The 24,003-nt window shown below is 69.4% G+C and carries 23 protein-coding genes and 8 pseudogenes; 17 read left to right on the plus strand and 14 right to left on the minus strand.

From position 1 onward, the window contains the following. The first annotated feature begins 253 nt into the window (after positions 1-253). Entirely contained in the window at positions 254-484 is a 231-nt protein-coding gene (locus ACIOHC_RS31015) for a hypothetical protein (protein ID WP_365694014.1), read from the plus strand. A 9-nt stretch (positions 485-493) separates the two neighbouring features. On the opposite strand, the gene ACIOHC_RS31020 is transcribed toward ACIOHC_RS31015, so the two are convergent. Beyond that, on the minus strand, positions 494-1,555 hold the full coding sequence (locus ACIOHC_RS31020; RefSeq protein WP_401844897.1) for an RNA ligase family protein: 1,062 nt from the start codon (positions 1,553-1,555) through the stop codon (positions 494-496). Positions 1,556-2,384: 829 nt separating this feature from the next. Between ACIOHC_RS31020 and ACIOHC_RS31025 the strand changes: the two genes are divergently transcribed. The 3 genes from ACIOHC_RS31025 (at position 2,385) to ACIOHC_RS31035 (ending at position 3,548) form a co-directional block, all read left to right on the plus strand. Next, positions 2,385-2,822, plus strand: a complete 438-nt coding sequence (locus ACIOHC_RS31025; protein WP_351086148.1) for a DUF6083 domain-containing protein — start codon at positions 2,385-2,387, stop codon at positions 2,820-2,822. Positions 2,823-2,917: 95 nt separating this feature from the next. Beyond that, the gene (locus tag ACIOHC_RS31030; RefSeq protein ID WP_401844899.1) at positions 2,918-3,136 is read left to right on the plus strand and encodes a hypothetical protein; all 219 of its coding nucleotides are present in this window, start codon (positions 2,918-2,920) and stop codon (positions 3,134-3,136) included. Positions 3,137-3,341: 205 nt separating this feature from the next. Then, on the plus strand, positions 3,342-3,548 hold the full coding sequence (locus ACIOHC_RS31035) for a hypothetical protein (protein WP_351086144.1): 207 nt from the start codon (positions 3,342-3,344) through the stop codon (positions 3,546-3,548). A gap of 105 nt (positions 3,549-3,653) precedes the next feature. On the opposite strand, the gene ACIOHC_RS31040 is transcribed toward ACIOHC_RS31035, so the two are convergent. Further along, the gene (locus ACIOHC_RS31040; RefSeq protein WP_401844901.1) at positions 3,654-4,103 is read right to left on the minus strand and encodes a hypothetical protein; all 450 of its coding nucleotides are present in this window, start codon (positions 4,101-4,103) and stop codon (positions 3,654-3,656) included. A gap of 20 nt (positions 4,104-4,123) precedes the next feature. Next, a complete protein-coding gene (locus ACIOHC_RS31045) occupies positions 4,124-4,795 on the minus strand; it encodes an alpha/beta hydrolase fold domain-containing protein (protein WP_389637395.1) in 672 nt (223 codons plus the stop codon). 392 nt (positions 4,796-5,187) lie between these two features. On the opposite strand from ACIOHC_RS31045, the gene ACIOHC_RS31050 reads away from it, so the two are divergent. Further along, the gene (locus tag ACIOHC_RS31050) at positions 5,188-5,883 is read left to right on the plus strand and encodes a TetR/AcrR family transcriptional regulator C-terminal domain-containing protein (protein ID WP_351086140.1); all 696 of its coding nucleotides are present in this window, start codon (positions 5,188-5,190) and stop codon (positions 5,881-5,883) included. Between the two features lie 173 nt (positions 5,884-6,056). Here the strand turns inward: ACIOHC_RS31050 and ACIOHC_RS31055 are convergent, their stop codons facing one another. After that, positions 6,057-6,422, minus strand: a complete 366-nt coding sequence (locus ACIOHC_RS31055) for a DUF4440 domain-containing protein (RefSeq protein WP_365694010.1) — start codon at positions 6,420-6,422, stop codon at positions 6,057-6,059. Positions 6,423-6,571: 149 nt separating this feature from the next. After that, complete coding sequence (locus ACIOHC_RS31060) at positions 6,572-7,462, minus strand: helix-turn-helix transcriptional regulator (protein WP_401844902.1); 891 nt, start codon at positions 7,460-7,462, stop codon at positions 6,572-6,574. A gap of 209 nt (positions 7,463-7,671) precedes the next feature. Here ACIOHC_RS31060 and ACIOHC_RS31065 point away from each other — a divergent pair, with 209 nt between their 5' ends. The 3 genes and pseudogenes from ACIOHC_RS31065 (at position 7,672) to ACIOHC_RS31075 (ending at position 9,657) form a co-directional block, all read left to right on the plus strand. Continuing rightward, positions 7,672-8,688 (plus strand): zinc-dependent alcohol dehydrogenase family protein, encoded by a 1,017-nt coding sequence (locus tag ACIOHC_RS31065; RefSeq protein ID WP_401844989.1) that lies wholly within the window; start codon positions 7,672-7,674, stop codon positions 8,686-8,688. A 298-nt stretch (positions 8,689-8,986) separates the two neighbouring features. Further along, a pseudogene (locus ACIOHC_RS31070) lies at positions 8,987-9,144 on the plus strand (carboxymuconolactone decarboxylase family protein); the annotation flags it as partial. A 55-nt stretch (positions 9,145-9,199) separates the two neighbouring features. After that, positions 9,200-9,657 (plus strand): annotated as a pseudogene (locus tag ACIOHC_RS31075) (cupin domain-containing protein). Positions 9,658-10,515: 858 nt separating this feature from the next. Here the strand turns inward: ACIOHC_RS31075 and ACIOHC_RS31080 are convergent. Continuing rightward, positions 10,516-10,880: pseudogene (locus ACIOHC_RS31080) on the minus strand (sensor histidine kinase); the annotation flags it as partial. Between the two features lie 53 nt (positions 10,881-10,933). Here ACIOHC_RS31080 and ACIOHC_RS31085 point away from each other — a divergent pair. Next, complete coding sequence (locus ACIOHC_RS31085) at positions 10,934-11,122, plus strand: DUF6223 family protein (protein ID WP_401844905.1); 189 nt, start codon at positions 10,934-10,936, stop codon at positions 11,120-11,122. A gap of 1,012 nt (positions 11,123-12,134) precedes the next feature. On the opposite strand, the gene ACIOHC_RS31090 is transcribed toward ACIOHC_RS31085, so the two are convergent. Together ACIOHC_RS31090 and ACIOHC_RS31095 are read right to left on the minus strand one after the other, a co-directional pair. Beyond that, the gene (locus ACIOHC_RS31090) at positions 12,135-12,464 is read right to left on the minus strand and encodes an AzlD domain-containing protein (RefSeq protein WP_351086132.1); all 330 of its coding nucleotides are present in this window, start codon (positions 12,462-12,464) and stop codon (positions 12,135-12,137) included. Further along, positions 12,457-13,113, minus strand: a complete 657-nt coding sequence (locus ACIOHC_RS31095) for an AzlC family ABC transporter permease (protein WP_365694020.1) — start codon at positions 13,111-13,113, stop codon at positions 12,457-12,459. The genes ACIOHC_RS31090 and ACIOHC_RS31095 overlap by 8 nt, the downstream gene beginning before the upstream one ends. Positions 13,114-13,280: 167 nt before the next feature. Here ACIOHC_RS31095 and ACIOHC_RS31100 point away from each other — a divergent pair, with 167 nt between their 5' ends. Then, positions 13,281-13,739, plus strand: a complete 459-nt coding sequence (locus ACIOHC_RS31100; RefSeq protein ID WP_351086130.1) for an Lrp/AsnC family transcriptional regulator — start codon at positions 13,281-13,283, stop codon at positions 13,737-13,739. Positions 13,740-14,789: 1,050 nt separating this feature from the next. Here ACIOHC_RS31100 and ACIOHC_RS31105 read toward each other — a convergent pair. Beyond that, positions 14,790-15,257, minus strand: a complete 468-nt coding sequence (locus tag ACIOHC_RS31105; protein ID WP_351082003.1) for a MarR family transcriptional regulator — start codon at positions 15,255-15,257, stop codon at positions 14,790-14,792. 169 nt (positions 15,258-15,426) lie between these two features. Here ACIOHC_RS31105 and ACIOHC_RS31110 point away from each other — a divergent pair, with 169 nt between their 5' ends. The 6 genes and pseudogenes from ACIOHC_RS31110 (at position 15,427) to ACIOHC_RS31135 (ending at position 20,054) form a co-directional block, all read left to right on the plus strand. Beyond that, positions 15,427-16,668 (plus strand): MFS transporter, encoded by a 1,242-nt coding sequence (locus ACIOHC_RS31110; protein WP_351082005.1) that lies wholly within the window; start codon positions 15,427-15,429, stop codon positions 16,666-16,668. A gap of 58 nt (positions 16,669-16,726) precedes the next feature. Next, positions 16,727-17,143: a heme-binding protein gene (locus tag ACIOHC_RS31115; RefSeq protein WP_351082008.1), complete on the plus strand. Its 417-nt coding sequence runs from the start codon at positions 16,727-16,729 to the stop codon at positions 17,141-17,143. Between the two features lie 94 nt (positions 17,144-17,237). Beyond that, positions 17,238-18,064: pseudogene (locus ACIOHC_RS31120) on the plus strand (aldo/keto reductase). A gap of 86 nt (positions 18,065-18,150) precedes the next feature. Then, positions 18,151-18,945 (plus strand): SDR family NAD(P)-dependent oxidoreductase, encoded by a 795-nt coding sequence (locus tag ACIOHC_RS31125; RefSeq protein WP_401844909.1) that lies wholly within the window; start codon positions 18,151-18,153, stop codon positions 18,943-18,945. A gap of 225 nt (positions 18,946-19,170) precedes the next feature. Next, positions 19,171-19,446, plus strand: a pseudogene (locus ACIOHC_RS31130) (aldo/keto reductase); the annotation flags it as partial. Positions 19,447-19,499: 53 nt separating this feature from the next. After that, on the plus strand, positions 19,500-20,054 hold the full coding sequence (locus ACIOHC_RS31135) for an SRPBCC family protein (protein WP_401844912.1): 555 nt from the start codon (positions 19,500-19,502) through the stop codon (positions 20,052-20,054). An 85-nt stretch (positions 20,055-20,139) separates the two neighbouring features. Here the strand turns inward: ACIOHC_RS31135 and ACIOHC_RS31140 are convergent, their stop codons facing one another. From ACIOHC_RS31140 to ACIOHC_RS31150, 3 genes are all read right to left on the minus strand, one after another. After that, positions 20,140-20,712, minus strand: a complete 573-nt coding sequence (locus tag ACIOHC_RS31140; RefSeq protein ID WP_351082012.1) for a dihydrofolate reductase family protein — start codon at positions 20,710-20,712, stop codon at positions 20,140-20,142. Positions 20,713-20,903: 191 nt separating this feature from the next. After that, positions 20,904-21,641 (minus strand): SRPBCC domain-containing protein, encoded by a 738-nt coding sequence (locus ACIOHC_RS31145; RefSeq protein ID WP_389637401.1) that lies wholly within the window; start codon positions 21,639-21,641, stop codon positions 20,904-20,906. After that, complete coding sequence (locus ACIOHC_RS31150; RefSeq protein WP_401844915.1) at positions 21,638-22,312, minus strand: ArsR/SmtB family transcription factor; 675 nt, start codon at positions 22,310-22,312, stop codon at positions 21,638-21,640. Before ACIOHC_RS31150 ends, ACIOHC_RS31145 begins: the two co-directional genes overlap by 4 nt. 200 nt (positions 22,313-22,512) lie before the next feature. Here ACIOHC_RS31150 and ACIOHC_RS31155 point away from each other — a divergent pair. Then, positions 22,513-22,599: pseudogene (locus ACIOHC_RS31155) on the plus strand (MBL fold metallo-hydrolase); the annotation flags it as partial. Positions 22,600-22,958: 359 nt separating this feature from the next. Here the strand turns inward: ACIOHC_RS31155 and ACIOHC_RS31160 are convergent. Together ACIOHC_RS31160 and ACIOHC_RS31165 are read right to left on the minus strand one after the other, a co-directional pair. After that, positions 22,959-23,243: pseudogene (locus ACIOHC_RS31160) on the minus strand (ABC transporter); the annotation flags it as partial. Between the two features lie 2 nt (positions 23,244-23,245). Next, positions 23,246-23,665: pseudogene (locus ACIOHC_RS31165) on the minus strand (hypothetical protein); the annotation flags it as partial. Positions 23,666-24,003 lie beyond the last annotated feature (338 nt).

A 24,003-nucleotide genomic window follows, 5' to 3' on the forward strand; every position in this document is an offset into this window, starting at 1 on the left:
AGCAGGGCTGGCCGCCGCTGCGCAGGAGGAAGCGCGGTTGCGAATGGTGAGTGCGCTGGAGCCGGGGCGGGCCCCGGCGCACGGCCGGGCGGCGGATACGGTCGAGTCCTTTGGGCGTTCGGTGGGCGCGCGGTGGCGGACCAGCCGCGAGTGGTAGGCAGGCGCCGCTCAAGGCGGTCCGTGAACCCCGGACCGCGACCACGAGGCCCTCTCACCTGCCGAGTTGGGCCCGGGCGACAGGACGTACCGGTCGGTGTTGCCCCGGTACGGCGGCATCCTGGGCGAGGACGTCGCCCGGCTCTCCCCGCCCAAGGACCAGCACATCAGCGTCCCGGGCCGCTTCCGGCTCAACATCCGGGCCGGCGGCCCCAACGCGGGCCTGCGCCTGCTGCGTGACCCGCATGCCCCCGACGAGCGGCGTCATCCAGCCGGCGCCGACCAGCCCCACCTGACCGCCCGCCGCGTCCTTCACCGAGGCGACTGACCGCCGTCGTCACCGTGTGCCCTCTCTGCCCCTCCGGGCGGGTTGACGGTCCTTTGCATCGAACACCGCCAGGGAGCGTGCCCCAGGCAGAAGCGCTCGTTCCAAAGGGCGCAGGAGTGTGTCCTCCAGGCCTCCCAGCGCTTCGGCAAGCTCTTCCGAAACGTCCCGGGTGACCTCCTCCGCCACAGCGTCCACCGGAGTGTGAGGGCCCAGCTTGCTGACCACGGCGGCCGCGCGAGCGGGCGTGAGAAGTGCCGACGCCTGGGACAGGAGCCAGGCGGGAACTCCGGCCGCCCCCTGCGGCGGTGGCAGATAGGGGCGTGCGCCGTCGAACCGCTCGTCCTCGGCGAAAGCCTTCTGCTTCACCTTGACCACAGGACGCACGCCCGCGCCCGCGGAATCCGCCTCCGTCCATTCACCGGCCGGCTTGAGGACGTAGCCTTCGGCGAGATTGCCCGCCAGTTCAGGCAGCCCGAAGAGAGCTGGGACTCCTGTGGGGAAGGCGCACGGCAGCTCCTGGAGCTTGTTCAGCGCGCCGTACCCCACAGCGGGAGGGCACAGGAGCCCCGCGGCCGCCGCGGCTCCACGCAGAGCACGGTCAGAGATCCAACAGCGTCCCTCAGCCTTCCCGACCGATGCGTCGAACGGCAGCCAGTGCAGGCCCGGCGCATACCACACGCCCGTCTGCACCGGCTCGGCCCCGGCAACGGCAGGAACATCCGGATGCTGGTAGCACCCGCCGACCAGCTCACCGTAGATCGTCACCACCGCAGCGCCACCCCACACACTGCGCAGTGCCGAGGCGAACCGAGCCGCCGCCACCGACAGCACCGGCCAGACCCTGCTCACGCCGAAGAAACCATCCAGCGCGTCGTCGCCCAACAACTCACGCCGCTTTGCCGGATGAACACCCGCGCCGTCGCACACCACCGCAAAGTGCGCTCCGTGCACCTTTTCCACCGCGACCCACTCCCGGACCCCGGACACGCCAAACCGTCCCCTGGCGGGGATCTTGGGATACGGCCGTAGCGAAGAACCCGCAGACGCAGCGTCAGACATGAGGAGGATCATCGCTGTCTGTCGCGCCCCGGGCAACCGGGATTCACCGTGACAACTCCAAAGGGCCGGCACGCGCAAGGCGGAAGTGCCACTCCTCGCACGGAGGCCGGTCGTGAATGCCCCACGTCAGGTGCGCGTAGCCGCCGGACGGTGTTCTGCCGAGATCGTCAGGTCGCGTTCCAGAGAGCGCAAACACGCGCTCCTTCCCAGCCGCGGAAGTCCTCGGCCCGCGAGGAGAGCAAGCGGGCCCTGTTCCCCGATGGGCTGTGGAGGACAGCCGCGCCGCTGATACCCCCGTTCCGGCGTTTCCACCCGCCGGCGGCGGTGTTCGCTGTCGGCACGGCGGCCGTCGGACATGGCCGTGCTCATGCGGATCCCATGCGCTGTGGACACCGGACACGGGCGGGCCGCACGGAACCCGGCCCCATGGACGGTGGTCCGGCCAGAACAGCTCAACGCAGAATCAGGGATCCCGGTCGCAAGGGCATGCGTCTACGTAGGCATCGAGAATCCTGGTTCCCCTGGGTGAACACTGGGTGATACTTGCCGCGCTTTCAGCATCACGGCTCATGATGGTGGTCGTGCCGGAGGAATGGGAACCGGCGGGCGGCAGAGGTGTCGGTGCCGGCCCTCTGGCTCCCATGTCGAACGGCGAGCAGCCGCAGGGCGACAGGCTCGACCGACTCGATGGGCTTCCTGCCCGGCCACGGTCCGGCACAACAGCCGGGACCGTGTACGCCCCGTGTGGCGCCGTACAGCCACCCCAGCACCCCAGGGCCACCTCTGTCCCGGCCGGATCGCGCCCTACCGCGCCTGACGTCCCGTCCGGACCCTGAACCGTATGGGGGACATCGAGAACTCCGCGACAGGCCCGGACCATCCCGACGACGACCTGCAAGCCCTCCGCGAAGGCGCCACCGCACCTGCACCACCCGCGCCGCCCGACTGCCCGGACTGCGGGCTTCCACAGGACCGGTACCCCACTCTCCACGAGGGCCACTGGGTGCTCCTCGAACCCGACATCACCGTCCCCTCCCACCACCTGCCACCCCGCCGACGGTGGCTCACCACCGCGGACGGCAGAGCGTGGAACACGTGGGACGCCGAACCCACCCCCGGCGCCCTGTGCCGTGTGGCCCACCACCTCGTCTGCCCCTACCCCACTGCCGATACCCGCTGGCCCTGGCCATGGGGAACCATGCTGCGCGAGGAGAACGACCGTCGGGCACAGCGCCTGTTCAACCTCCCCAACCTGCGGGACCTGCCCGACGCGAGCTGACAGTACGGTGTCCGGGGGGCGGGCTTCGGTCCACGACACGGTGATCAGTTCTTCCCCCGGGTCCATGTGCCGTGCGGCAGGCCGCCGGACCGGTCATGGCCCGCGACGTCGGCGGGGTGGTGGGGGTGGACGTCAGTGTGCGGGCCAAGCTGGAACCGCTCCGCAGCAAGCTGGTCGGACTCGTCGATCGCGGCTGGATGCGGAAGCTGCCCGACGGCCGGTTCACCCCCGCCCATGACCAGGAACACCGCCACTCGGCGCGGCTCGGCACCGGCGTAACCAGATTGCCCCCGGCGGCCGTTGGAATTGTGTGACGCATACCAAAGAGCGCGCCGAAGGCACCTTCCCGTTCGTCCACCAGTGCCGTCTGTCGCTGTCCACGCGCACCGTCAACCACCTCGCCGATCTGCTCAGGCGCCATCTGAAGGCGATTCGGTCCCGGTGGCGGATCCTGCCACCAGGGAAGATCGTGGTGATCGTTCTGGCTGTGCTGCGGCACGACCAGCGCGCCTGGCCGCTATGGCCGGCGGCAACGATGTGTCCGAGTCGGCCGTCCGCCGCCGGCGGGACGAGCTGATCGGACTGCTCGCCGCCCAGGCGCCGCGCCTGGACCGTGCGCTGAGGAAGGTCGCCGAGCGGGGCGGGGAGGTGGTCCTGATCGACGGCACCCTCATCCGCACCCGGCGCCGCACCGGGAGGGCCGACCGTCTTGGTCGAGGTCTGTGACACCGAGCCCGTATCAGTCGAGTCCGAGCCGAAGACACTGCGGTGTCCACGGGTCCTGCCCCGAAACCCACGGTGGCCGCCGCCCATCACGTGCTGAGTCCGTCGTCACACCGGTCGCGGTCGCCTCCACAGCAGCATGACCGCCAGGAGGGCCGCCAGGCTGGGAGCCATCCCGGCCCAACCCAGCGCCGGCGGCAGGCCGGTGGCGCCGGAGGTGTCTCTGGTGAACAGTCCGGTCAGCCCGACGCTTGTGCCCAGCACGAACATCACGGTCGCGGCAGGGCGAGCCCACCGCTTGCCTGCCTTGACGGCCCAGACCGTCCAGAGCCAGGCGATGACGCCGAGCGCTCCGATCACGGACAAGAGGATCAGGTACGTGGAGACGGCCGAGTCGACTCGCGCCTGGGTGTACGTGGGATAGCCGGCCCGGATGTGATCGGCGAGCAGACGGGTGGTGGCGCGGTCGACATACGGGACGGTCGTCGCGACGACCGTGAGCCCAAGGCCCGTGTACATCGCTCCGATGGCCATTCGTTCATGACGTGTCTTCGTCATCGGAGTGCTCTCCTCGATGGTCATGTGGTGAGGGCCGCTCGGAGGAATTCGAGAATCTCCGCCCGCGCGGCCCGAGCCTGCGGATCCACGCCCGGCATGGTGAGGAACGCGTGTCCCGATCCGGGGTATTCGGTGAGCCGCGTGGGTGTCCCGGCTGCCTGCAGCCGTTCGGTATAGCGTCGGCCGTGATCGGCCACGGGGCCGTGGGTGGGCACCACGACGAGGGCTGGGGCCAGTTCGTCGAGGTTGTCGGCGTACAGAGGTGAGAGCGCACGGGGGCCGGTTCCCGGTGGAACGGAGAGCCGCTGGAACAGTTGCAGCTGGGGCACGGCGAGGTTCTTGTCGGCGTGTTCGGTGACCGAGGCGTAGTCGAGCATCGTCCTGGTCACATCGACAGCAGGATTGACCAGCACCTGACCCTGGAGATGCAGGCCGGTCTTCTTGGCCCGGATCGCTGCCAGGGCGCTGATCAACGCGCCGCAGCTCTCGCCGAAGACGGCGATCCGCGCCGGGGCGATGCCCCATCGCGAGGCGTGCCGTACCACGTGCTGGAGCACGTCCCATCCGTCGTCGACGGCCGCTGACAGCGGAGTTTCCGGATCGAGGAGGCGATGCTCGACCGAGACGACGACCGCGGGCAGTTGGGCGGCGAGGTGGCTGTTCGTCCAGTCGCACTGCACCGCAGTACCCACGAAGCTGCCTCCGTGCACGTGGAGCACGAGGGGCAGCTCGGCCCGGTCGGCGCCTTCGCCATCGCGCCCGGCCGGTACACCCGAACCGGAAGTTCGCGCCCGGGCAGCGCCACCTCCTGCCAGTGGATCGCAGCGCCGGCATCCGGTTCCCCGGTGATCGCCCGCGCTGCTCCTGATGCCCGAAAGCGGTTCTCCGCGTCGCGATAGACGACCAGTTCCTCGGCCGTCATCGCCAACCAGTCCGGCTCCGGCGGCCGCTCCGTAACAGTGACCTCACCCATATCTCCTCCTTGGCCAGATGTATGGACCGATTTGAAACCTACGCCGTAGGTTTGCGTTCAGCACGGTAATTTCTACGGTGTAGGTTTGGCAAGGAGGAGAAAGGAGCGGACATGGCCAGACGCGCTCAGGGGACCTCGGCGGGACTCGACCGCGCGCGCATCGCCGCCGCCGCTGTCGCCCTGGTCGACCGAGACGGCCTGGAGCACTTCGGGGTACGGCGACTCGCGCAGGAGCTCGGGGTCGACCCGATGTCGATCTACCATCACATCAAGGGCAAGGCGGCCCTGCTGGACGCGATGTCCGAAGCAGTGCTCGCCGAGGTGGCGGCCGCCGCGGACGACGACGCATCCCGCGGCTGGGAGGACATCGCCCGCCGGACTGCGCACGGCTACCGCGAGATGGCATATCGGCACCCCCGGGTGTTCCCGCTGCTCGTGACGCGCGCTCAGACCTCGCAGGTGGCCATCTCCGCCCTGGAGAGGCTGGTCACCGCGATGCGTGAGGCCGACCTGCCCCACCAGGTGGTCGCGGACGCGCCCATGGTCCTGTTCAGTTTCCTCAACGGACACCTGCTGGCGCGCACGAGCGGCGGGCCCGACGGGCCCAGCGCCGTGCCCGTGTTCGAGCCCGCCTCGTACCCGGCGATGGCTGCCCTCACCCCCCTCATGGCCGGCTTCGGATCCCTGACGGAGTTCGACCGGATGCTCGACACCGTGCTCAGCGGGATCAAGAACCGGACTGCTCGCCAGGCCCCCTGCCGGTGTCCACGACAGAAGCTCGGTGGGCGTATCAACGGCTTGCGGTGACACACGAAAGTCCGACCCGCAGCGGCACGGGGCGGCTGCTGCTCGTGATCGCTCATACCACCAGGAGGCCGCGGAACACCTGCGGACAGCTTTCGGAGTCCGCGCAGGTCGCGCCGGGTGTCAACGGCCCAGGCCCGGTGGCCACCTCCTCCGAGGCGGTGGCCACCGGTCGCTCAGCTCGTCAAAGTGCCTTGGTGGAAGTACAGGCGCCACCCCACTTCCGTCAGACGCCACACGGAGCTCCGCCACGCTCGGCGCCCGTTGTGGTCAGCGAAGTACGTCAGGTGAACGATGCCGGGAGCGAGCACGGTCCCCGACATCTCGCTGACCTTGACCGGGGCTTCGGGGGCCACTGAGCCATCACTCGTCACCGAGAGAATCGACGTCGCGTCCCAGCGCCGCCCCGACGCTCCGATCTCAAGGAACTCCGGGTCCAGGAGCTCCGAGACCAGGGCCGGCGAAGCCCGCACGTCAGGGTCGAGAAGCCGCTTCTCCGCCTCAATGGCCGCTGGAACGGCCTGCTCACTCTCGTCTGTCACGCACGAACCCCAAGGACGCTGGTTGTCACTGCACAGCCAATATTTCACGCAATGCAAGCAGCGGCACTTGGCGATGTCCCGGCCCTCGGCCCGTCGGGACCGGGGCCGGGTGTGCGGCGGCGAAACGGCTTGGTTCGCGCCAGCCGTGGTCAGCTGGTTGTGAACGGTTCCGTAGCGGTGCCGGCTTCTTGTGTGGCGGCCCAGGACGCGAGGAGACGCAGGCACTCCTCGGCCAGGGAACCGGGTTCGGCGGTGTAGATGGTGAGGGTGAGGCCGGGTTCGGCGGCCATGTCCAGGCCCTCGTAGGCGAGGGTGGGTTCGCCGACGACCGGGTGGTGGAAGCGTTTGGTGCCGGTGCCGTGGTGGCGGACGTCGTGGGCGCCCCAGCGGGTGCGGAACTCGTCGCTGCGGGTGGACAGTTCACCGACGAGGTCGTGCAGGTCCTTGTCGTGGGGGTTGCGGCCGGCTTCGGTGCGCAGGATGGCGACGGCCACGTCGGCGAAGGTGTCCCAGTCGGGGTAGAAGCAGCGGGAGGCGGGGTCGAGGAAGTTGAAGCGGGCGAGGTTCGCCTGATTTCCGGGGGTTGCGTGGACGTCGGTGTAGAAGGCGCGTGCGAGCTGGTTCGCGGCGAGGATGTCCATGCGGCCGTTGCGGACGAACGCGGGCCCGGCGGTGATGGCGTCCAAGGTCCATTGCAGACTGCGGTGCGGCTTCCACTGCCGGGTGCTGTGGCGCCGGGGACGGGTGAGCGCGTCGGAACCGTCCGCGGCCCGGGCCAGGTTCAGCAGGTGGGCACGTTCGGCGTCGTCGAGCTGAAGGACGCGGGCGACGGCTTCGAGGACGGCCGGTGAGACACCGGCGAGATGGCCGCGTTCGAGCTTGGCGTAGTACTCCACGCTCATGTCGGCGAGCGCGGCGACCTCGCTCCTGCGCAGGCCGGGCACACGCCGCCGACTGCCGGACGGCAGCCCTGCCTGCTCCGGGGTGATCTTTGCGCGCCGCGAGATGAGGAACTCGCGGACCTCTTCTCGGTTGTCCACACCTCGACGGTACGTCCCGCACGCGGCCCGAGGGGTGTACTGCCGGTACACCCCTTGATGGTGACTCGCTGCGCGCGCCAGGAGCCGGATACCTGGAAGACGTGGCGCTCCGGCTCGGGCGGCTCGCCGCCTGTGCCCCGGCCCGCACCTGCACCCGGCGCCGACAGTCGACCCTGCTGGCGCACACCTCAGTACGTACGGAACTCCTCATGCGCGGAGCAGTGATCCACGCCCCCGGCGATGTCCGCTTCGAGACACTCGACGACCCGAAGATCCTCCACCCGACCGACGCGATCATCCGCACGGCCGCCACCTGTGTGTGCGGCTCGGACCTGTGGCCCTACCGCGGCCTGGAACCGATCGGCGATCCGCATCCGATGGGGCACGAGTACGTCGGCTTCGTCGAGGAGCTCGGCAGTGAGGTCACCTCGGTCAAACCGGGCCAGTTCGTCGTCGGCTCGTTCGCCACCTCGGACAACACCTGTGCCAACTGCCGTAACGGCTTCCAGTCCAGCTGCCTGCACCGCGAGTTCATGAGCACCTGCCAGGCCGACTACGTCCGCATTCCCAACGCCCAGGGCACCCTGGTCGCCACCGACGAGACCCCTGACGAGCGGATCTGGCCCGGCCTGCTGGCCGTCTCCGACGTCATGGGCACCGGCTGGTGGGCCGCCGACGCCGCGGAAGTCAAGCCGGGCTCCAGCGCCGCGGTGGTCGGCGACGGCGCTGTCGGGCTGTGCGCAGTCATCGCAGCCAAGGAAACGGGCGCCGAGCGGATCATCGCGATGAGCCGCCACGAACCCCGTCAGAAGCTTGCCCTGGAGTTCGGCGCCACCGACATCGTCACCGAGCGTGGCGACGAGGGAGCCGCCCGGGTCAAGGACCTCACCGGCGGCATCGGTGCCGACAGTGTGCTGGAGTGCGTCGGCACCGCCCAGGCCATGCAGCAGGCCCTGCGAGCAGCGCGGCCCGGAGGCAACGTCGGCTTCGTCGGCGTCCCCCACGAGGTCGCTGTCGACGGGCAGGAACTGTTCTTCTCCCACGTAGGCCTGCGCGGCGGCCCCGCCCCCGTGCGCCGCTACCTGCCCGACCTGATCGGCCGGGTACTGACCGGCCGGATCGACCCGGGCAAGGTCTTCGACCTCACCCTGCCCCTGGAGCAGGTCACCGAGGGCTACCAGGCGATGGACGAGCGCCGCGCCATCAAGGCCCTCCTCACTCCCTGACCCCACCCGCCCCGGCCGGACATGCACTGCCCGGCCCCTGCCCCCCGCCAAGGACTCACCATGACCACGTTCGCACTGGTCGGCGCGGGCCGCGGTCCGGGCCTGGCCACTGTCCGTCGCTTCGCAGCCGCAGCCGCAGCCGCAGCCACAATGCCGCGCTCATCGCGCGCATCGCCGCCCGTCTCGACAGCCTCGTCGCTGCCCTGGACGAGGAGGTCCAGGCCCACGGCTACACCGCCGACGTCCTCGACCCCGCGTCGCCCACCACAGCCCTCAAAACAGCCGCCGACGATTTGGCGAACAGCTGCCCTATCACCTGAGCATGGCGATGCAGAACGGCCTGAGCGTCGAAAACTGTCCGAAGCCATCACCCACCTGGCCGTCTACGCCGGCCGGCCCAACGCCATGACCGCAATCAACCAGCTCAAGAAGATCGCCGACGAACACGATGCCTGATACCGGCGCACCCGCCCGTCAGTACGCTCCCCGACCCGATCAGGGAACACTCGCCATGAAACACATCACCGAAACCCCCACCGTCAAGGCCCCGGCCGAAGCTTCGCCGGTGACGTCTACCTCAACCTGATCGAGACGCCCACCGAACCCGCCCGCCTCGCTTCCGCCCTGGTCCGCTTCACCCCCGGAGCCCGCACCAACTGGCACTCCCACGCCAACGGCCAGACCCTCTACATCACCGACGGCACCGGCCTGGTCGGCACCCGTGACGGCAACGTCGTACGCGTTTCGGCCGGCCAGACCGTCAAGTGCCCGGCCGGTGAAGAGCATTGGCACGGAGCCACCGACACCACCCTCATGGCTCACATCGCCATGGTCGTCGGCAATGGCAACGGAGACGGCACGACCTGGCTCGAACCCGTCACCGACGAGCAATACGCCAACGCCCTGAACAGCAAGTACCGATCCCCAGCTGCGCCTACCCCCTCGACAGGAGGGGTTGCGCGAGATTGAGCGCTCGGACAGCAAGGTGGGTCCGGGCGCTCAAGCTCACGCGACCCTGCACGAAGCACCACTCATGAAGCTCCGCGCGAGCGCCGAAGATCACGCTCACGAGCACGCATGGGTCCGCTGCCCCGTTCTCTCTCCAACCGAGGGGCCACGACTCATTGAAGAATCGCGACAACCTTGCTTACCAGGATCGCCGAAGCCCAACACGAAGGCTGGCTCGTGAAGGTTGATGGATCGCCGAATGCCTCCCGGGACTGCTGGACAAACGCTGCCTTCTGAAGTGAACGAAGTCAGTGCTCTGCATCTGCCTTGTCGGAGCGCAGAAGGACGGCGGCGTATGAGAGACTCGGCGGTCAGCTCACCCAGGCGGAAGGGTCGCTTGCCGTGACGGACGCGCCATCGCCCCCGGTCCACCTCGACAAGATACTGGAGGGGCTGGCGACGAACCCCGAACCCCGCTCTGCCGCGTGAGCTCGTGCGCCGCCTCTTCGCCTACCGCAAGGGCCTTGGCAGAGCTGCCAAGCGCCCGGACCTCAGCGATGACGTGGTCGCTGAGATCATCGCCGTCGACGATCACTGGCTCACGCACTCGCTCGCCCTCAACCGCAGCCTCCCTCGTGCCTTCCGGATGAAACTCGCCGAGCACCCCGACCCGGCGATACGCGCGGCCGTCGTGGTCGGCGCGGACGCCGCACCGCGAGAGCTGTACGAACGGCTGATCGGCGACGCGGACCCGCAGGTGCGCGAATACCTGGCGCAGAGCGATCACTTGCCAACGGATCTACGCCCGGTTGGCAGCCGGCCTGGACCCGAAGATCCGGGCGACACTTGCCCAATGGTGGACGCAGGCCCCGGAATCGTGGCCTCCTCCGCCCGCCGCTCGGCCTGCCGCAGCGCTTCACCCGCGGCGCCGGCCGCGATCAGCCAGGCCAGTTCGAGGGCGCCTCGGGCTTGCGCGCCGCGAGGGGGAGAGCTGCCAACATGGTCACGCTCGCCCGCCCCACCGTGGCAGTACGGTGTCCCGCTCGTACGGCCGCGTACACCGCGAACAGGTACGCAACAGCAGGCACGTCGAACCCGGCGGCCTGGTAGCCCACCGCGCACAGTCCGGTGACGGCCAGTACGGAAATCGGAGATCGGCGGCGAGCGGCCAACGCCAGCCCACCAGCCGTCAGTAGCGCGTACCCGAGCAGGTCGGGAATCGTGGCGGTGTGCTGCCTGGACAGGCCGGCGCCCGCTCGGCCGTATCGGCACCGTCAACAGGCGAAGCAGGGCCATCGTGGCTCTGGTTGCAGGGCTGACCGGCATGGTCATCGGCGCGCTGAATCTGGCCGTCGCCGACGGCGGTCCCGGCACCGGCACCGGAGTAGTCGGTGGCATCTTGGCCCTGCTGCTGGGCCTGATCGCCGTGGTCCTCGGCCGGCCGCACCGCCTCACCGCCTCACCGCCTCACCGGGTGACCAGCTGATCGGAGCGAGAACGAGCGCGATCGGGTCTGCCTGTCAGGCACCAGCCACCGCGACTGCTGGCCTGGCGCCGTCGGCCGACACACCACCCGTGCGGCGCCCCCGATCCGGTAACCAGCGTTCAAGCAGGCCTTGAGATGGACGAGCCCCGGCTTCGTGACTCGTCGGCGACCGACCGCCGGACATGGCTGGTGATCGCTGCCCACACCCGGCTCCGTACTGCCTGCCCACCGACCACCGACCTCCGACGGCCTTGGAAGGAGCCGACCCCACCGAAGTAGCTCACCCGCCGAGGGTCTGGAGACCTCCGCGCGAATCATCGCTTTTCCAGCGCGTGCACCGAAACCGTCCCGGTCTGGCCGACGGCTCCCATGCGCTATAGTTGATCTTGGCAGTTCGCCGCAACTCACGGCGACTGACGCTGCGTTGGTGGTCCAAGGAAAGACGCCCCGCTTCCTGCGGGGAAATGCAGGTGCAAGGCCTGCCCAGCGCTCGCTCACGAAGCCCTTCCCTCGACGGGGAAGGGCTTCGTCACGCTCCCCCGTGTCCTGGAGGGCGACTTGGCCGCCGTCCGGCTCCCGGCCTTGGCCAGGATGCTCCGTGTCTGGTTGTACGCGGCCGACTTGATCGCCTTCGGGTTCGCCACCACTGGGGCGCACCGGCCACCATGCGGTTGTCCTCGGTACCGGTGGCAGCGGAGGCAGGGACGACAGTCTCTGCGACTACTCCGACCGTCACTGTTGCGGCGAGCCCGGTCCGGACGATGAGTTTCATGTGGTGTCTCTCTTGCACGGGAAAGACTCTGGTTGTTGCACGAGGAATCCTGCCCACGCGGGCAATGGGCTCTTGGCGTCGCCGGTCCGGCAACACCTTCGAACCACCGGGCCGGACACCATAACGTCCGGCACCGATTCGCACATCGGTGGGTGATGCGCGCGAACGCGGTGACGACGACCCCGTTGATGCGGCCGTCGTCGGGGCCGCCGACCCGCGGCAATGCGCGGGCGGAGCGTGTCAGCCTGCGAAGAGGGTGCTGGCCAGGGCCACGCTGACGGCGGTGCCGCCGAGGATGCTCAGCAGGGCGTTACGACGCCACAAGTGCAGCCCGACGGTGACGGCCAGGGCGGCCAGGGGCGCGGCGGCGCGGGACTGGGCCAGCGGAAGATCGCGCAGGCAATAGACGAAGAGGATCACCATCACACCGGCCGGCATGCGGGCGCCGAGGTACTGCACGGTCCTGCTGGCCCGCAACGAGGCCAGAACGGTGAAGGGCAAGGCGCGCAAGGCCCAGGTGACGGCGGCCGAGACGGCCACGGCCAGGAGCAGGTATCGGGTTTCAGGCACGGGACGCCCCCTCACCGGTTCTCTTGCCCGTGGTGAATCGTCGGCCCAGAAGAGCGGCAGTGAACAAGGTGAAGGCGACCAGCAGCATCTGGCCGGGAAAGAACAGACGGGCGGCCAGGGCGCTGAGCAGCGCGAGAACAGGCGTGGGCAGGTCACCGCGCTGTTCCCGGACGGCGTCGAGGGCCAGCACGGCGAACAGGGCGGTCATCGCGAAGTCCAGGCCGGTGACGCTGTTGGGTACCACCGAGCCGAGCAGGGCGCCGGCGGTGGCGCCACCGACCCAGTACAGCTGCATGAACACCTGCAGCCATACAATGCGCGCGCCGGACCAGGAGCGGGCCTGTTCGCCGGTGGTCAGTGCGTATGCCTCGTCGGTCAGGGCGAAGGTGCTGTAGGTCCTGGCGAGACGCCCCCGCACGCGGTCAAGGGGGAAGGACAGCGCGTAGAACACGTGCCGGACATTGACCAGGAAGGCGGTCAGCGCGACGGTCGCCAGCGGCGTGACCGCAAGGGCCAGGTTCACGAGGAGAAACTCGAACGAGCCGGCGTAGACGACGGCGGTGAACAGGCTCGCGCACCACCAGGGCAGACCGGCATGGGTGATGAGCACTCCGAAGGCGAGGCCGAGCGGCAACAGGCCCAGCCCCACGGAGGTGGAGTCCTTCAGGGCCGCCAGAGCCTCGGACCGAGGTCGGGGCGCGGAGGCGGGGGCAGGACGAGGAGGATCGCTCGAAGCGACCGAAAGCGTGCGCATGTCGACATTTTAGTAGGATTGTCGCCACATATGGTTTCCAATCATTCCCGTATTCTGATGCAGTGAGCAATGACTTTCAGCTTGATGCGGTCGACAGGGAAATTTTGTTTCACATGCGTCGGGACGGGAGGCTGACCAACGTCGAGCTGGCCAAACGGGTCGGGCTGACCCCGCCGCCGTGCCTGCGCCGCCTCAAGCGCCTGGAGGAGGCCGGTGTCATCACCGGCTATCGCGCCGTCATCAACCCGGAAGCCGTCGGCCGGGGCCTGGAAGTCATGATCGACATCGAGGTCTACGCCAACGACCTGAAGACCATCGAAACGCTGGAGGAGACGCTGGCCTCGTACGAGGAGGTCATCGAGTTCCGCCGGATGTTCGGCCGTCCCGACTACTTCCTCCGCGTCGCCGTCGCCGACCACGCCGCCTACAACGTGTTCCTCACCGGCAAGCTCACGGGCCTTCCCGGTATCCTGCGCGTCGAATCCCACCTGACCATGAAGAAGATCAAGACCGACGACTGACCGTCACCGGCGGGGCTTCGGGGCTTCGGGGCTTCCAGAGATGCTTGCAGAGTTGCGTTGTTGCAGGCTGGCCTCCTGCTCCTCGGCAGGGATGGTGCGTCTGCGACGTCGGCCGGTGGTCGGCGGAGGTGCCGGCCGGGATTGTCGTTGCCGGTGACGAACCGGCCGGGGTGGCTCCGCAGGTCGTTGCGGTCCATCAGTCTGCGCACCCGCGCTTCGCCGGGTGGCCTGCACATGAAGCGGAACCGGTCGCTGAACCGCTCCAGCCGTGCGACCAACTCCGCCACGGCGGTGCCACGCAGCGGGTGGCCTCCGTGACCGTCGACCATGGCGGCAAGCCGCTCCCCGCAGGCGAGGGCCTGTTCCCGTACGCTCCCGTACCGGGCTTCGGCCCTGACCCCGGAGCGCGAATTTCTTCACGGCAGCGTCGGGCACGGGAACGACCTGGATGCCTGCCTCAAGGCGCACTTCCGTAACAGCGGGGCTCGGTCCAGGCTGCCCGCCGACGGCAGGACTGCCGAGATCGCCGCGGCGGAGTGTGCGGCGCAGGCCACCGTCACCGGTGCCAACAAGGCGCTGGCCGCAGTGCTCCCCGACCGCGTGCCGGCGGCCGTGCGCGGGGCAGTCTCCAAGCCGTGCGCTCACCGGGCCTCGGAACCGGGTATTGCCCGCCTCGGCCCTGAGCAGCCGCAGCCGATCAGCCGTGTCAGCGGACCTCCCGCGACCGGCGCGAGCGCCACGGGCAACTCGCCCCGGAGAACAACCGGCTCCGCGGCTCAGCGACACCGCGATCCGGGCGCTGCGCCGTCGCCTGGCACTGACGTGCGCGACAGCCGTTCCGATTCAGTCCGCCAGCTGCCCGGGGTGATGCGGGAACTGCCATGAAGCGCCGTTGGGGCCGGGGATTCTCTGAGTGTTCGCTGTCGCTGAATCAGATGCCGCCACCCGGTTTGTTCTTGCGACGGGTGCTCAGTACGTGAGTGAAGCCTCCAACCGGCCGCGGGACGGCCGGGCTGTGCCCACCGTCGCCTCGTCGCGTGCGGCGGCAGGTCACACCGGCTGGACACCGCCTTGCAGTTGCTGGACGGCGTGGACCAGGGACGCGAGCACGGGCTCGGTGGCTGCCTGGTCGAGGGCCTCGCGCAGGGCGGTGTTGTGGGTGGGACGGGCCTCCTCCAGCAGGCGCAGGCCGTCGTCGGTGACATCGGTGTAGATGCCGCGGCGGTCGGTGGGGCACAGGTAGCGCGAGAGCAGCCCGCGGCTCTCAAGCCGGGTCACCAGCCGCGTGGTGGCGCTCTGGCTGAGGACGACGGCGTCGGCGACCTGCCGCATCTGCAGGTGTCCGCCCTCTCCGTCGTACTGGCGGCTCAGCGCGCCCAGCAGCGAGTACTCGCGTGCGCTCAAACGGTGTTCGGCCTGAAGCGCACGTTCGACCCTGTTCTCGATACGTCCGTGCAGCAGCGAGAGCGCCGAGCAGCTGTGCGCCAGTGCGGTCATCGCCGGGTCGGTAGCGGTCATGAGCAGCTCCCTCGGTCGGGTCGTGCGAGCGGAGGCGAAGGCAGGGGACCTGCCCGCATATCACGGACTTCACTATACCCGCGTTTGCCATTAGTCCTCGTATGCAATTATTGTTGATGCGCGTAAGACGCTCACGCAAATTCACTCTGCAGGTCAAAGGACCCCCGTCATGCCACTCGCACTGCTGGCCCTGGCCATAGGAGCCTTCGGAATCGGCACCACGGAATTCGTGATCATGGGGCTGCTGCCCCAGGTCGGCGCGGACCTCGGCGTGTCCGTGCCGACGGCCGGCTTCCTGGTCACCGGCTACGCCCTTGGCGTCATGATCGGTGCACCGATCATGACCGTCCTCGGCACCAGGATCTCTCGCAAGAACATGCTCATGCTGCTCATGGGACTGTTCATCCTCGGCAACCTCATCTCCGCCGTCGCCCCCGTCTTCGCCGTCATGCTGATCGGCCGAGTGGTGGCCTCGCTGGCCCACGGCGCCTTCTTCGGCATCGGCTCCGTCGTCGCCGCTGAACTGGTGGCACCGGAGAAGAAGGCCGGCGCCATCTCCATGATGTTCACCGGCCTGACCGTGGCCAACGTCGTCGGTGTGCCCCTGGGAACGTTCGTGGGCCAGAGCGCCGGGTGGCGCGTGACCTTCCTGCTCGTCGCCGCCCTCGGCGTTCTCGGCCTGGCCGGCGTCGCCAAGCTCGTACCCGACGCACCCAGGCCGGATGGAGTACTGCTGCGGCACGAGGTCGCCGCCTTCAAGAACGTCCAGGTCGTCTTGGCCATGGCCATGACGGTTCTCGGTTTCGGAGGCGTGTTCGCCGCGATCACCTACATCGCACCGATGATGACCGAGGTAAGCGGCTTCGCAGAATCCTCCGTCACCTGGTTGATGGTGGCTTTCGGGCTGGGCATGGTGGCGGGCAACCTCGTCGGTGGCCGTTTCGCGGACCGCAAGCTCATGCCCATGCTCTACACCGCCCTGGGCGGCCTGGCACTGGTGCTGCTGCTGTTCACCTTCCTGGCCTCCGGCAAGGCCGCGTCCGTCGTGGCCATCTTCCTCATCGGTGCTCTCGGCTTCGCCACCGTCCCGCCGCTGCAGAAGCGCGTCCTGGACCATGCCCACGGCGCGCCGACGCTGGCCTCCGCGGCCAACATCGGCGCCTTCAACCTGGGCAACGCCCTGTCCGCCTGGCTCGGCGGCCTGGTGATCTCCTCCGGCCTCGGCTACACCGCACCCAACGCCGTCGGGGCTGTCCTGGCCGCCGCCGCCCTGGTGCTGGCCGTCATCTCGCACCGGCTCGAAGTGCGGCCCAACCGCACCACTGCGGCTTCCACCCCGGCGAACATCGACCCCGCCGAGTCCTCCGACCACGGTGCCGCTTCCGCCGCGGCGGAAGCTGTCCGCTCCTGATCCCCCGTACCCACGCCGCACCGGCCGCGTGTCCCCCACCGATACAAGGAAATCTCCCATGCGCACCACCATCGTGGCCCCGCTGACCGCTACCGACGCGGAGACCCTCGTCCTCGCCGCTCGCCACGCCGCCGACGCTGCCGGCGTCCCCGTCAGCATCACCGTCCTGGACGCCGGCGGAAACCTGCTGGCCTTCCGCCGCGACGAGCGCGCCGTACTCGTCTCCGGCGAAACCAGCACGGCCAAGGCCTACACCGCCCTGCAACTGAACGCGCCGACGGCCGACCTGGTCGATCTGGTCAAGCCGGACGGCCCCTTCCACTCCCTGGCCACCGCGCTGAACAAGCCCCTGCTGTTCATCGCCGGCGGCGTGCCGATCCATCGCGACGGACGGCTCATCGGCGCCCTCGGCCTCGGCGGCGGCGCCCCCGAGCAGGACCACGCCTTCGCCCGGACCGCTCTCCAGGCTCTCTGACCGAACTCGACCGGCGGGGTGGCGGTGGTCGGCACCGGCGGGCCACTCCCTGCTCCACTCTCCTGTCACAGCAGTACCGAAGAAAGGACACCTGATGACTTCCGTACCGAACGTGACGCTCAACAACGGCGTGACCATGCCGCAGTTGGGATTCGGTGTCTTCCAGGTCCCCGACGAAGAGACCACCGCCGCGGTCACCAGCGCCTTGGAGGCCGGCTACCGCAGCATCGACACCGCCGCGATCTACGGCAACGAGCGCGGTGTCGGCAGGGCCATCGCCGCCTCCGGCCTCCCCCGCGAGGAGCTGTTCGTCACGACCAAGCTGTGGAACGAGGACCAGGGCCACGACCGGACCCTGGCGGCGTTCGACGCCTCCCTGCACAAGCTCGACCTCGACCACGTCGACCTCTACCTCATCCACTGGCCCACCCCTGCCCGTGACCTGTACGTGGAGACCTACAAGGTGCTGGAGCGGATCCTCGCCGACGGGCGCGCCCGCGCCATCGGCGTCTCGAATTTCCAGATCCCCCACCTGCGGCACCTCCTGGAGCACACCGGCATCACCCCGGCGGTCAACCAGGTGGAGCTGCACCCCGGCCTCCAGCAGACCGCGCTGCGCGCCTTCCACGCCGAGCACGGCATCGCCACCGAGGCGTGGAGTCCCCTGGCCCAGGGCGCGGTACTCGGGGACGACGCGATCGTGGGAGTCGCCAAGGCGTATGGCGTACGCCCCGCGCAAGTCGTGCTGCGCTGGCACCTGCAGACCGGCAACATCGTGATCCCCAAATCCGTCACACCCGACCGCATCCGGCAGAACCTCGACGTCTTCGGCTTCGAGCTCACCGCGACGCCGACATGGCAGCGCTCGCGGGCTTCGACCGGGGTCTGCGCACCGGCCCGGACCCCGACACCTTCAACTGATCCCGAACGTCCCGGAGCGCCCGTCCGCGTCGGACGGGCACTCCGGGACGCCTACATCGCTTCAGCCTCGACGAGGGAAACGCATCATGCAGATCGATCTCTCCGGCCGCACTGCTCTGGTCACCGGCTCCACCCAGGGCATCGGCCACGCCATCGCCGTCGGCCTCGCCCGCGCGGGAGCCCGCGTCGTCGTCAACGGCCGCGGCGAGGAGCGCGTCGCGGGGGCCGTCCGCACGGTACGCACCGACTCCGGCAGCGACGATGTCACCGGCGCCGTGGGCGACCTGGCGACGGAGCGGGGCGCCGCCGCTGTACTGAAGGCCGTGCCCACGGTCGACATCCTCGTCAACAACCTCGGCATCTTCGGCACCTCCCCTCCGCTGGAGATCGACGACGCCGAGTGGCGCCGCTACTTCGAAGTCAACGTCCTGTCAGCCGTCCGGCTCATCCGCGCCTTTCTGCCCGGCATGAAGGAACGGGGTTGGGGGCGAGTCCTCAACCTCGCCAGCGACTCGGCCGTGGCCACCCCCGCCGAAATGATCCACTACGGCATGACGAAGACCGCATTGCTCGCTGTCGGCCGCGGGTTCGCCAAGGACGCCGCCGGTACCGGCGTCACCGTCAACTCCGTCATCGCCGGGCCGACCCACACCGGCGGCGTCGAAGGGTTCGTCCGCGAGCTCGTCGGCGACGACTTGCCCTGGGAAGAGGCGCAGCGCGAGTTCATGGTCAAGTACCGTCCCCAGTCGCTGATTCAGCGCCTCATCGAGCCCGAGGAGATCGCGAACATGGCCGTCTACCTCGCCTCGCCCCAGGCCTCCGCCACCACCGGTGGCGCCGTGCGCGTCGACGGCGGCTACGTCGACTCCATCCTGCCCTGAGCCCGGCGCCGAGCACGGCGTTCCCGCGCCACCCGGCGCCACCTGGGCCACAGGGCCTTTCCACTGTTCCCACAGGCCGAGGAAGCCCTCGAAAAAACTTGCACACGCACTTAAAACGCCCATACATTAAAAAGTGCATGCATTAATCACGCGTCTGCAAATATCGTCGCATGCAAGCAAACTGCGAAGGAGCGCACAAGGGAGGCGCCGAGCGGCTCACCGCCACATTTCGAGTACCAGCCGGCTCCGGCCCGCATCCTGGAGACCGTCCGGCGCATCCGGGAGCTGGCCGAGCGGCACGGTGTGTCCGTCAAGGCCGCCGCACTGCAGTTCGCCCTCGCCCGCCCGGTCGCCGTCGCCGCGATCCCCGGCGCCACCCGCCCCTGCCGCATCGCCGAGGACCTCGACGCCCTGCGTGAGGAGATCCCTGTCGCCTTCTGGCACGACCTGCGCGAGACCGGCCTGCTCGACCCGGCCGCCCCGCTCCCGGCCGGTGCCTGACCACCCCCACCACCCCCGGCAGGACCACAACCCCACGCACGAAGGACCCCACCATGGCATCCACTTCAGTCAGCCGCGTCGTCCAGGCCTCCCCCGATGAGGTCTGGAACCTGATCGGCGGCTTCCACTCCCTGCCCGACTGGCTGCCCCACATCCCGCAGAGCGTCTCCGAGCAGGGCGGCCGCGAACGCCGCCCGGCCAACGCCGACGGCGAGGTGATCATCGAACAGCTGACGGCGTACGAACTGCAGGAGCGCTCCTACGCGCACGGGGCGGGCAGACATGCTCCGATGCCCGACGGTCGACTTCTGGACCTTCTGGCCGACCACGGCGACAGCCCCGAGACCCCGGCCCCGATGGCCATCGGGACCAGCCGGGACCTGCTCGTCGCGACTCTCCGATCCGGCAGCGCCCGGGTGCTCGCGAGCAACCCGATGGCCTCCCACTGCCGAGACCGCCACGGCGCGCGTCGCGAGAAGTCCCAGCGACCGCTCCAGCGACTGGCGCCGCAGGCGGTGGCCCGGCCTCGGGGTGGAGGCCGGCCGTGGCGCGCCGCCTGTGGAAATCCGGCCGTGGGCCAGGCCGCGTTGTCTGACGCACGGCGATGAGATGTCAGCACGTGTCCGTGCTGGCAGGTGACCAGGGGCGCCATGCCCTCGCAGGCGAGGGCATGGCGGGACGCCGGGAACGTCGTCAGCGGACGACGTCGAAGACCTGCTTCTGCAGGCCGTTGCCGTAGACCTCGTGCTCGACCAGCTTCAGCTTCTGGGTGTCCTTGTCCGTGGTGCTGAACAGGCGCTTGCCGGCACCGAGCAGCAGCGGAAAGACCAGCAGGTGGTAGCGGTCGATCAGGCCCGCGTCCGAGAGGCTGTTGTTCAGCGAGGCGCTGCCGTGGACGATGATCGTGCCGCCGTCGGTCTCCTTGAGGGCGGCGACGTCGTCGAGGGAGCGCAGGATTGTGGTCTCGCCCCAGTTGGAGACCAACTTGTCCTCGGTGAGGGTGGTGGAGACGACGTACTTGGGCACCGCCTTGTAATGCGCGAACTCTGCCATGTCCGGCCACACCGGGCTGAACGCCTCGTAGCTGACCCGGCCCATCAGGATCGCGGTGGACTCCCGCTGTTCCCGCTCCTTGATCTCGAACGCCTCGGGGACGAAGTCGACTTCCTTGAAGGTCCATCCGGAGTTCCGGTAGCCGGTTTCGCCGCCCGGCGCCTCCACGACGCCGTCGAGCGAGATGAAGGCCGTGCTGATCACAGTGCGCATGAGAATCTTCCCTCGGTGTCTTGGATGTGCGTTGTGTGGCTGCTCGGTGCGCGCACGGGCCGCGTTCACGGCGCAGGCGCCCGATGGTGAGGTGCCGGTGGCCGCTGCAAAGAGCAGCTGGTCCGGCAGGTCTGTGGGCGGAGCGGGTCCCGTGCCCGACCGGGTGGCCGTGCACCCGGGCCCGCCGGAGGTCAGGCGAGGAGGCCGGTCAGCCAGTGCTGCCAGGCGGCCTCGGCGCCATCCGTGTCGGGGCCGAAGAGGTGGTGGAACATCAGGACCACGCCGGGGAAGTGGTGGAAGGTGTAGATCCCGTCGGCGGTACGGACCTCGATGCGCTCGTCGTCCGACCAGGTCACCTCGCCGTCCACCGGCGGCAGACCGGCCGGCTCGGCGTGAGCACGCGCGCCCACGGCGACCGGACTCGGCAGCGACAGCCCGCGGGTGAGGGCCGCCCGGACCTGCTGGCCGGGCTGCTCGCCCGAGGGCGCCAGGGCGAAGACGGGAACGCCGGTGCGTCCCGGGAAGTGGTCCAGGTACTCGCGGAGCGTGTGGAGGTGGAAGGGCCAGCCTCGGCGCAACGCGTCGTACTCGTTCTGCCAGTCGTCGCCGAGCAGACCGCTGTGGACGATGCGGAGCGCGGTGCTGCCGCCGCCGCGCCCCTCGATCAGGTACTCGAAGGCCATGAAGCGGCCGTCCTCGGCGGTGGCCGTGCGGGTGGCGAAGCGTTTGCCGGGTTCGTAGGCGGTGACCACCGACTCCTCACGGTTGCCCCCGGTGTCCATGGCGGCGGTGCCGCCCTCGCGCGGCTCCACCTCGTTGCGCCCCATGAACCAGGAGTCGACCCCCGGTCCGGTGGCGATCGCCTCCCAGACCTGTTCGGGACTCCCCGGCAGGGTCGTCTCCTGCTCGATCTCGAAGGGGTGCGTCATCGTGGGGTCTCCTGTCGCGCTTCGGATTCGTGCCCTTGTGTCTCCCCGGCATTCTGCTGCGGTTCGGCCGGACCCCCCTGGGCGCCGGGCTGCGCGGCGGCGATCTGATGGAGCCCGACGATCACCCGGTGGCTGCGCCCCCCGGGGGCGAACTCATCGTGGTAGCGGCCCACGAGGTCCGTCACGGCCTGGGCCAGCTCGTCGGCGAAGGCCGCCCGGTCAGCCGCGGAGGCGAACCGCACCTCCGCGTCGATACCGAAGGTCGCAACCCGCCGCGAGGCCCGGGAGGCGCCCGTCAGCAGAGCACCGACCTCCTGCACCAACCGCGCCCCCAGGGCCAGCAACCAGCGGGCGGAGAGCTGGTCCGGGGACCGGGAGGGGTCCGGACTGACGGCGGCCAGGGCGCTGGGAGAGATCACGTAGGAGGCGGCGGTGGCGCGGTACACCCGCTCGGTGACGTTGCCCTTGCGCCGTTCCTCGGCGAGTTCGACCAGGCCGTGACGCTCCAGTTCCTTCAGGTGGTAGTTGACCTTCTGCCGGGGCAGCCCCAGGCGGGCGGCCAGCATGACGGCCGAGCCGGGCTCGGCCAGGGCGGCGAGGATCCGGGACCGTATCGGGTCCAGGGACGCCTCGGCCGCGGCGGGTTCTTCGATCACAGCTACGTCCAGCACCGCTCCAGGATGCGCCCGATGAAATTTATTGTCAAGAAAAGAAAAGTTGTCGGTGAGTTGCATGCCGAATGGTCCCCGACGCGGATGCGCCCGGGCCTGGATGCCCAGGCACCGGCCGGCGCGGGAGAAGACGAGACAGGGCTTCCTGCCGGGAGGAGCCCCCGGATTTGCCGCAGCGCCCGGAAACGGCTGCCCGTACCAGCTGGGCCCATTTCACCGAGGGCCGTGACGAACCGGTGGCCGCGTTCACCGCCGCCGGTCCGGCCGACCGCCTCCAGATGGGGTGAGCGGACCCGACCGCCCGTCTTGCCCGGAACACCTTCTGGGCCGTCACACCCGTGAGGGTCGCCGGCCCGGCGGCCCTCACAGGACCGGAAGGCATCTGCCACCGACTGTCCGGCGACCGGCCCGCGTCCTCCACCGGCTCGACGATCCTGCCGCCCGGCCTCCTCTCCGATCAGCTATTGCGCCGCGACGAGCCGCCTTCGAGCCGATCGGGCTGCTGCCCCGCTCGGGTGCGGGCTGACCGCATGCTCTTCGAGCCGCGGCATGGCGCCGACCCGCTCCGCCTCGTGCCCCCTCTTCGGTAATCTCCCCCACGGTCGCGGTTGAAGTACGTCCGCACCCTGCATCCCTGGACGGGCGGCAGCTCGTCGGCCTCGATGCGGGCCGAGTCGAGTCGGTCGAGGATGGAGCGCAGTGCGCGCTGGCTGCCGTCGCCGGGGATGTGCAGGGCGAGGGATTCGTCGTCCCGGGTGGTGTCGCGCAGTGCGGAGGCGGCGTTCCGGTAGGCGGTCGGTTCGGTGAAGCGGAGCCGGACGTGTCCGCCGGGGACGATCCGCTTGAGTTCCTCGGCGGTGCCGTCGGCGGCGATCCTGCCGTCGTTGAGCACGGCAATGCGGTCGGCGAGTTCGTCGGCCTCGTCCAGGTACCCAGCCACGCGTTGACCGACAGGCCCTCGCGGCTCGCGGCCTCCTCGGCGCGCGCCTTGAGGTGGGCCGGCAGACGCAGATCGACGCGGGCGGTGCCGCCCTCGTCGCCCTCGGCGGGCGCCGGGGCCCTGAGTGGTTCGACGGGTGCGGCGGTCGTTTCCACGGTGCCGCCGTCGGTGGGCGGTGGTGTCACCACGAAGTCGGGGTCGAGCCCGCGCAGCCGTACGTCGACCGAGCCGGGGGCGAGTTCGCGGGTGATCTCGTCCATCGCGGCGGAGAGCACGTTGAGCATGGTCAGCCGGGTCGCCGACTCCAGGGGAGCGGTGAGCCTCTCGGCCAGCTCGCGGGCTTCGTCGCCGCCGGCTTCGGCGGCCACCGCGAGTTCGCGGCGGAGCGTGTCGACATACGGAGCGAGGCCCATGACGCCACCATGGCACCACAATGGCGCCATTCGCAAGCCCAGACGACACCGTAAGTGGGCGTAACTTCAGAACAACCACCCTGACCTGCGGAGACACAAGGAGGGCGACCTGTGCCATCGTGACACCTTGCGCGCCCATGGGCACTTGAGAGCACGGAACGGCACCAGGCGGCGCCGGATGGCGCCACGTGATGCCACGTCTGACACATCACACCAGGACAAGGCCGGCAGGACCACAGGCACCTCAGGAACCACACACGCTTCCTTCACGTCTAAGGCGATAGCCAAGACAACAGCGCCGCCGACTCCGTGGCTTCGAAGCCGCCGTCCCAGACCCC

This window comes from Streptomyces sp. NPDC088252 (assembly GCF_044740965.1).
Classification (GTDB): Bacteria; Actinomycetota; Actinomycetes; order Streptomycetales; family Streptomycetaceae; genus Streptomyces.

Coding starts and splice junctions, on each gene's coding strand:
- ACIOHC_RS31020 (WP_401844897.1), bottom strand. CDS start 1,555: ATGATCCTCCTCATGTCTGACGCTGCGTCTGCGGGTTCTTCGCTACGG.
- ACIOHC_RS31025 (WP_351086148.1), top strand. CDS start 2,385: ATGGGGGACATCGAGAACTCCGCGACAGGCCCGGACCATCCCGACGAC.
- ACIOHC_RS31030 (WP_401844899.1), top strand. CDS start 2,918: ATGGCCCGCGACGTCGGCGGGGTGGTGGGGGTGGACGTCAGTGTGCGG.
- ACIOHC_RS31035 (WP_351086144.1), top strand. CDS start 3,342: ATGGCCGGCGGCAACGATGTGTCCGAGTCGGCCGTCCGCCGCCGGCGG.
- ACIOHC_RS31040 (WP_401844901.1), bottom strand. CDS start 4,103: ATGACGAAGACACGTCATGAACGAATGGCCATCGGAGCGATGTACACG.
- ACIOHC_RS31050 (WP_351086140.1), top strand. CDS start 5,188: ATGGCCAGACGCGCTCAGGGGACCTCGGCGGGACTCGACCGCGCGCGC.
- ACIOHC_RS31065 (WP_401844989.1), top strand. CDS start 7,672: ATGCGCGGAGCAGTGATCCACGCCCCCGGCGATGTCCGCTTCGAGACA.
- ACIOHC_RS31105 (WP_351082003.1), bottom strand. CDS start 15,257: ATGACCGCTACCGACCCGGCGATGACCGCACTGGCGCACAGCTGCTCG.
- ACIOHC_RS31110 (WP_351082005.1), top strand. CDS start 15,427: ATGCCACTCGCACTGCTGGCCCTGGCCATAGGAGCCTTCGGAATCGGC.
- ACIOHC_RS31115 (WP_351082008.1), top strand. CDS start 16,727: ATGCGCACCACCATCGTGGCCCCGCTGACCGCTACCGACGCGGAGACC.
- ACIOHC_RS31125 (WP_401844909.1), top strand. CDS start 18,151: ATGCAGATCGATCTCTCCGGCCGCACTGCTCTGGTCACCGGCTCCACC.
- ACIOHC_RS31135 (WP_401844912.1), top strand. CDS start 19,500: ATGGCATCCACTTCAGTCAGCCGCGTCGTCCAGGCCTCCCCCGATGAG.
- ACIOHC_RS31140 (WP_351082012.1), bottom strand. CDS start 20,712: ATGCGCACTGTGATCAGCACGGCCTTCATCTCGCTCGACGGCGTCGTG.
- ACIOHC_RS31145 (WP_389637401.1), bottom strand. CDS start 21,641: ATGACGCACCCCTTCGAGATCGAGCAGGAGACGACCCTGCCGGGGAGT.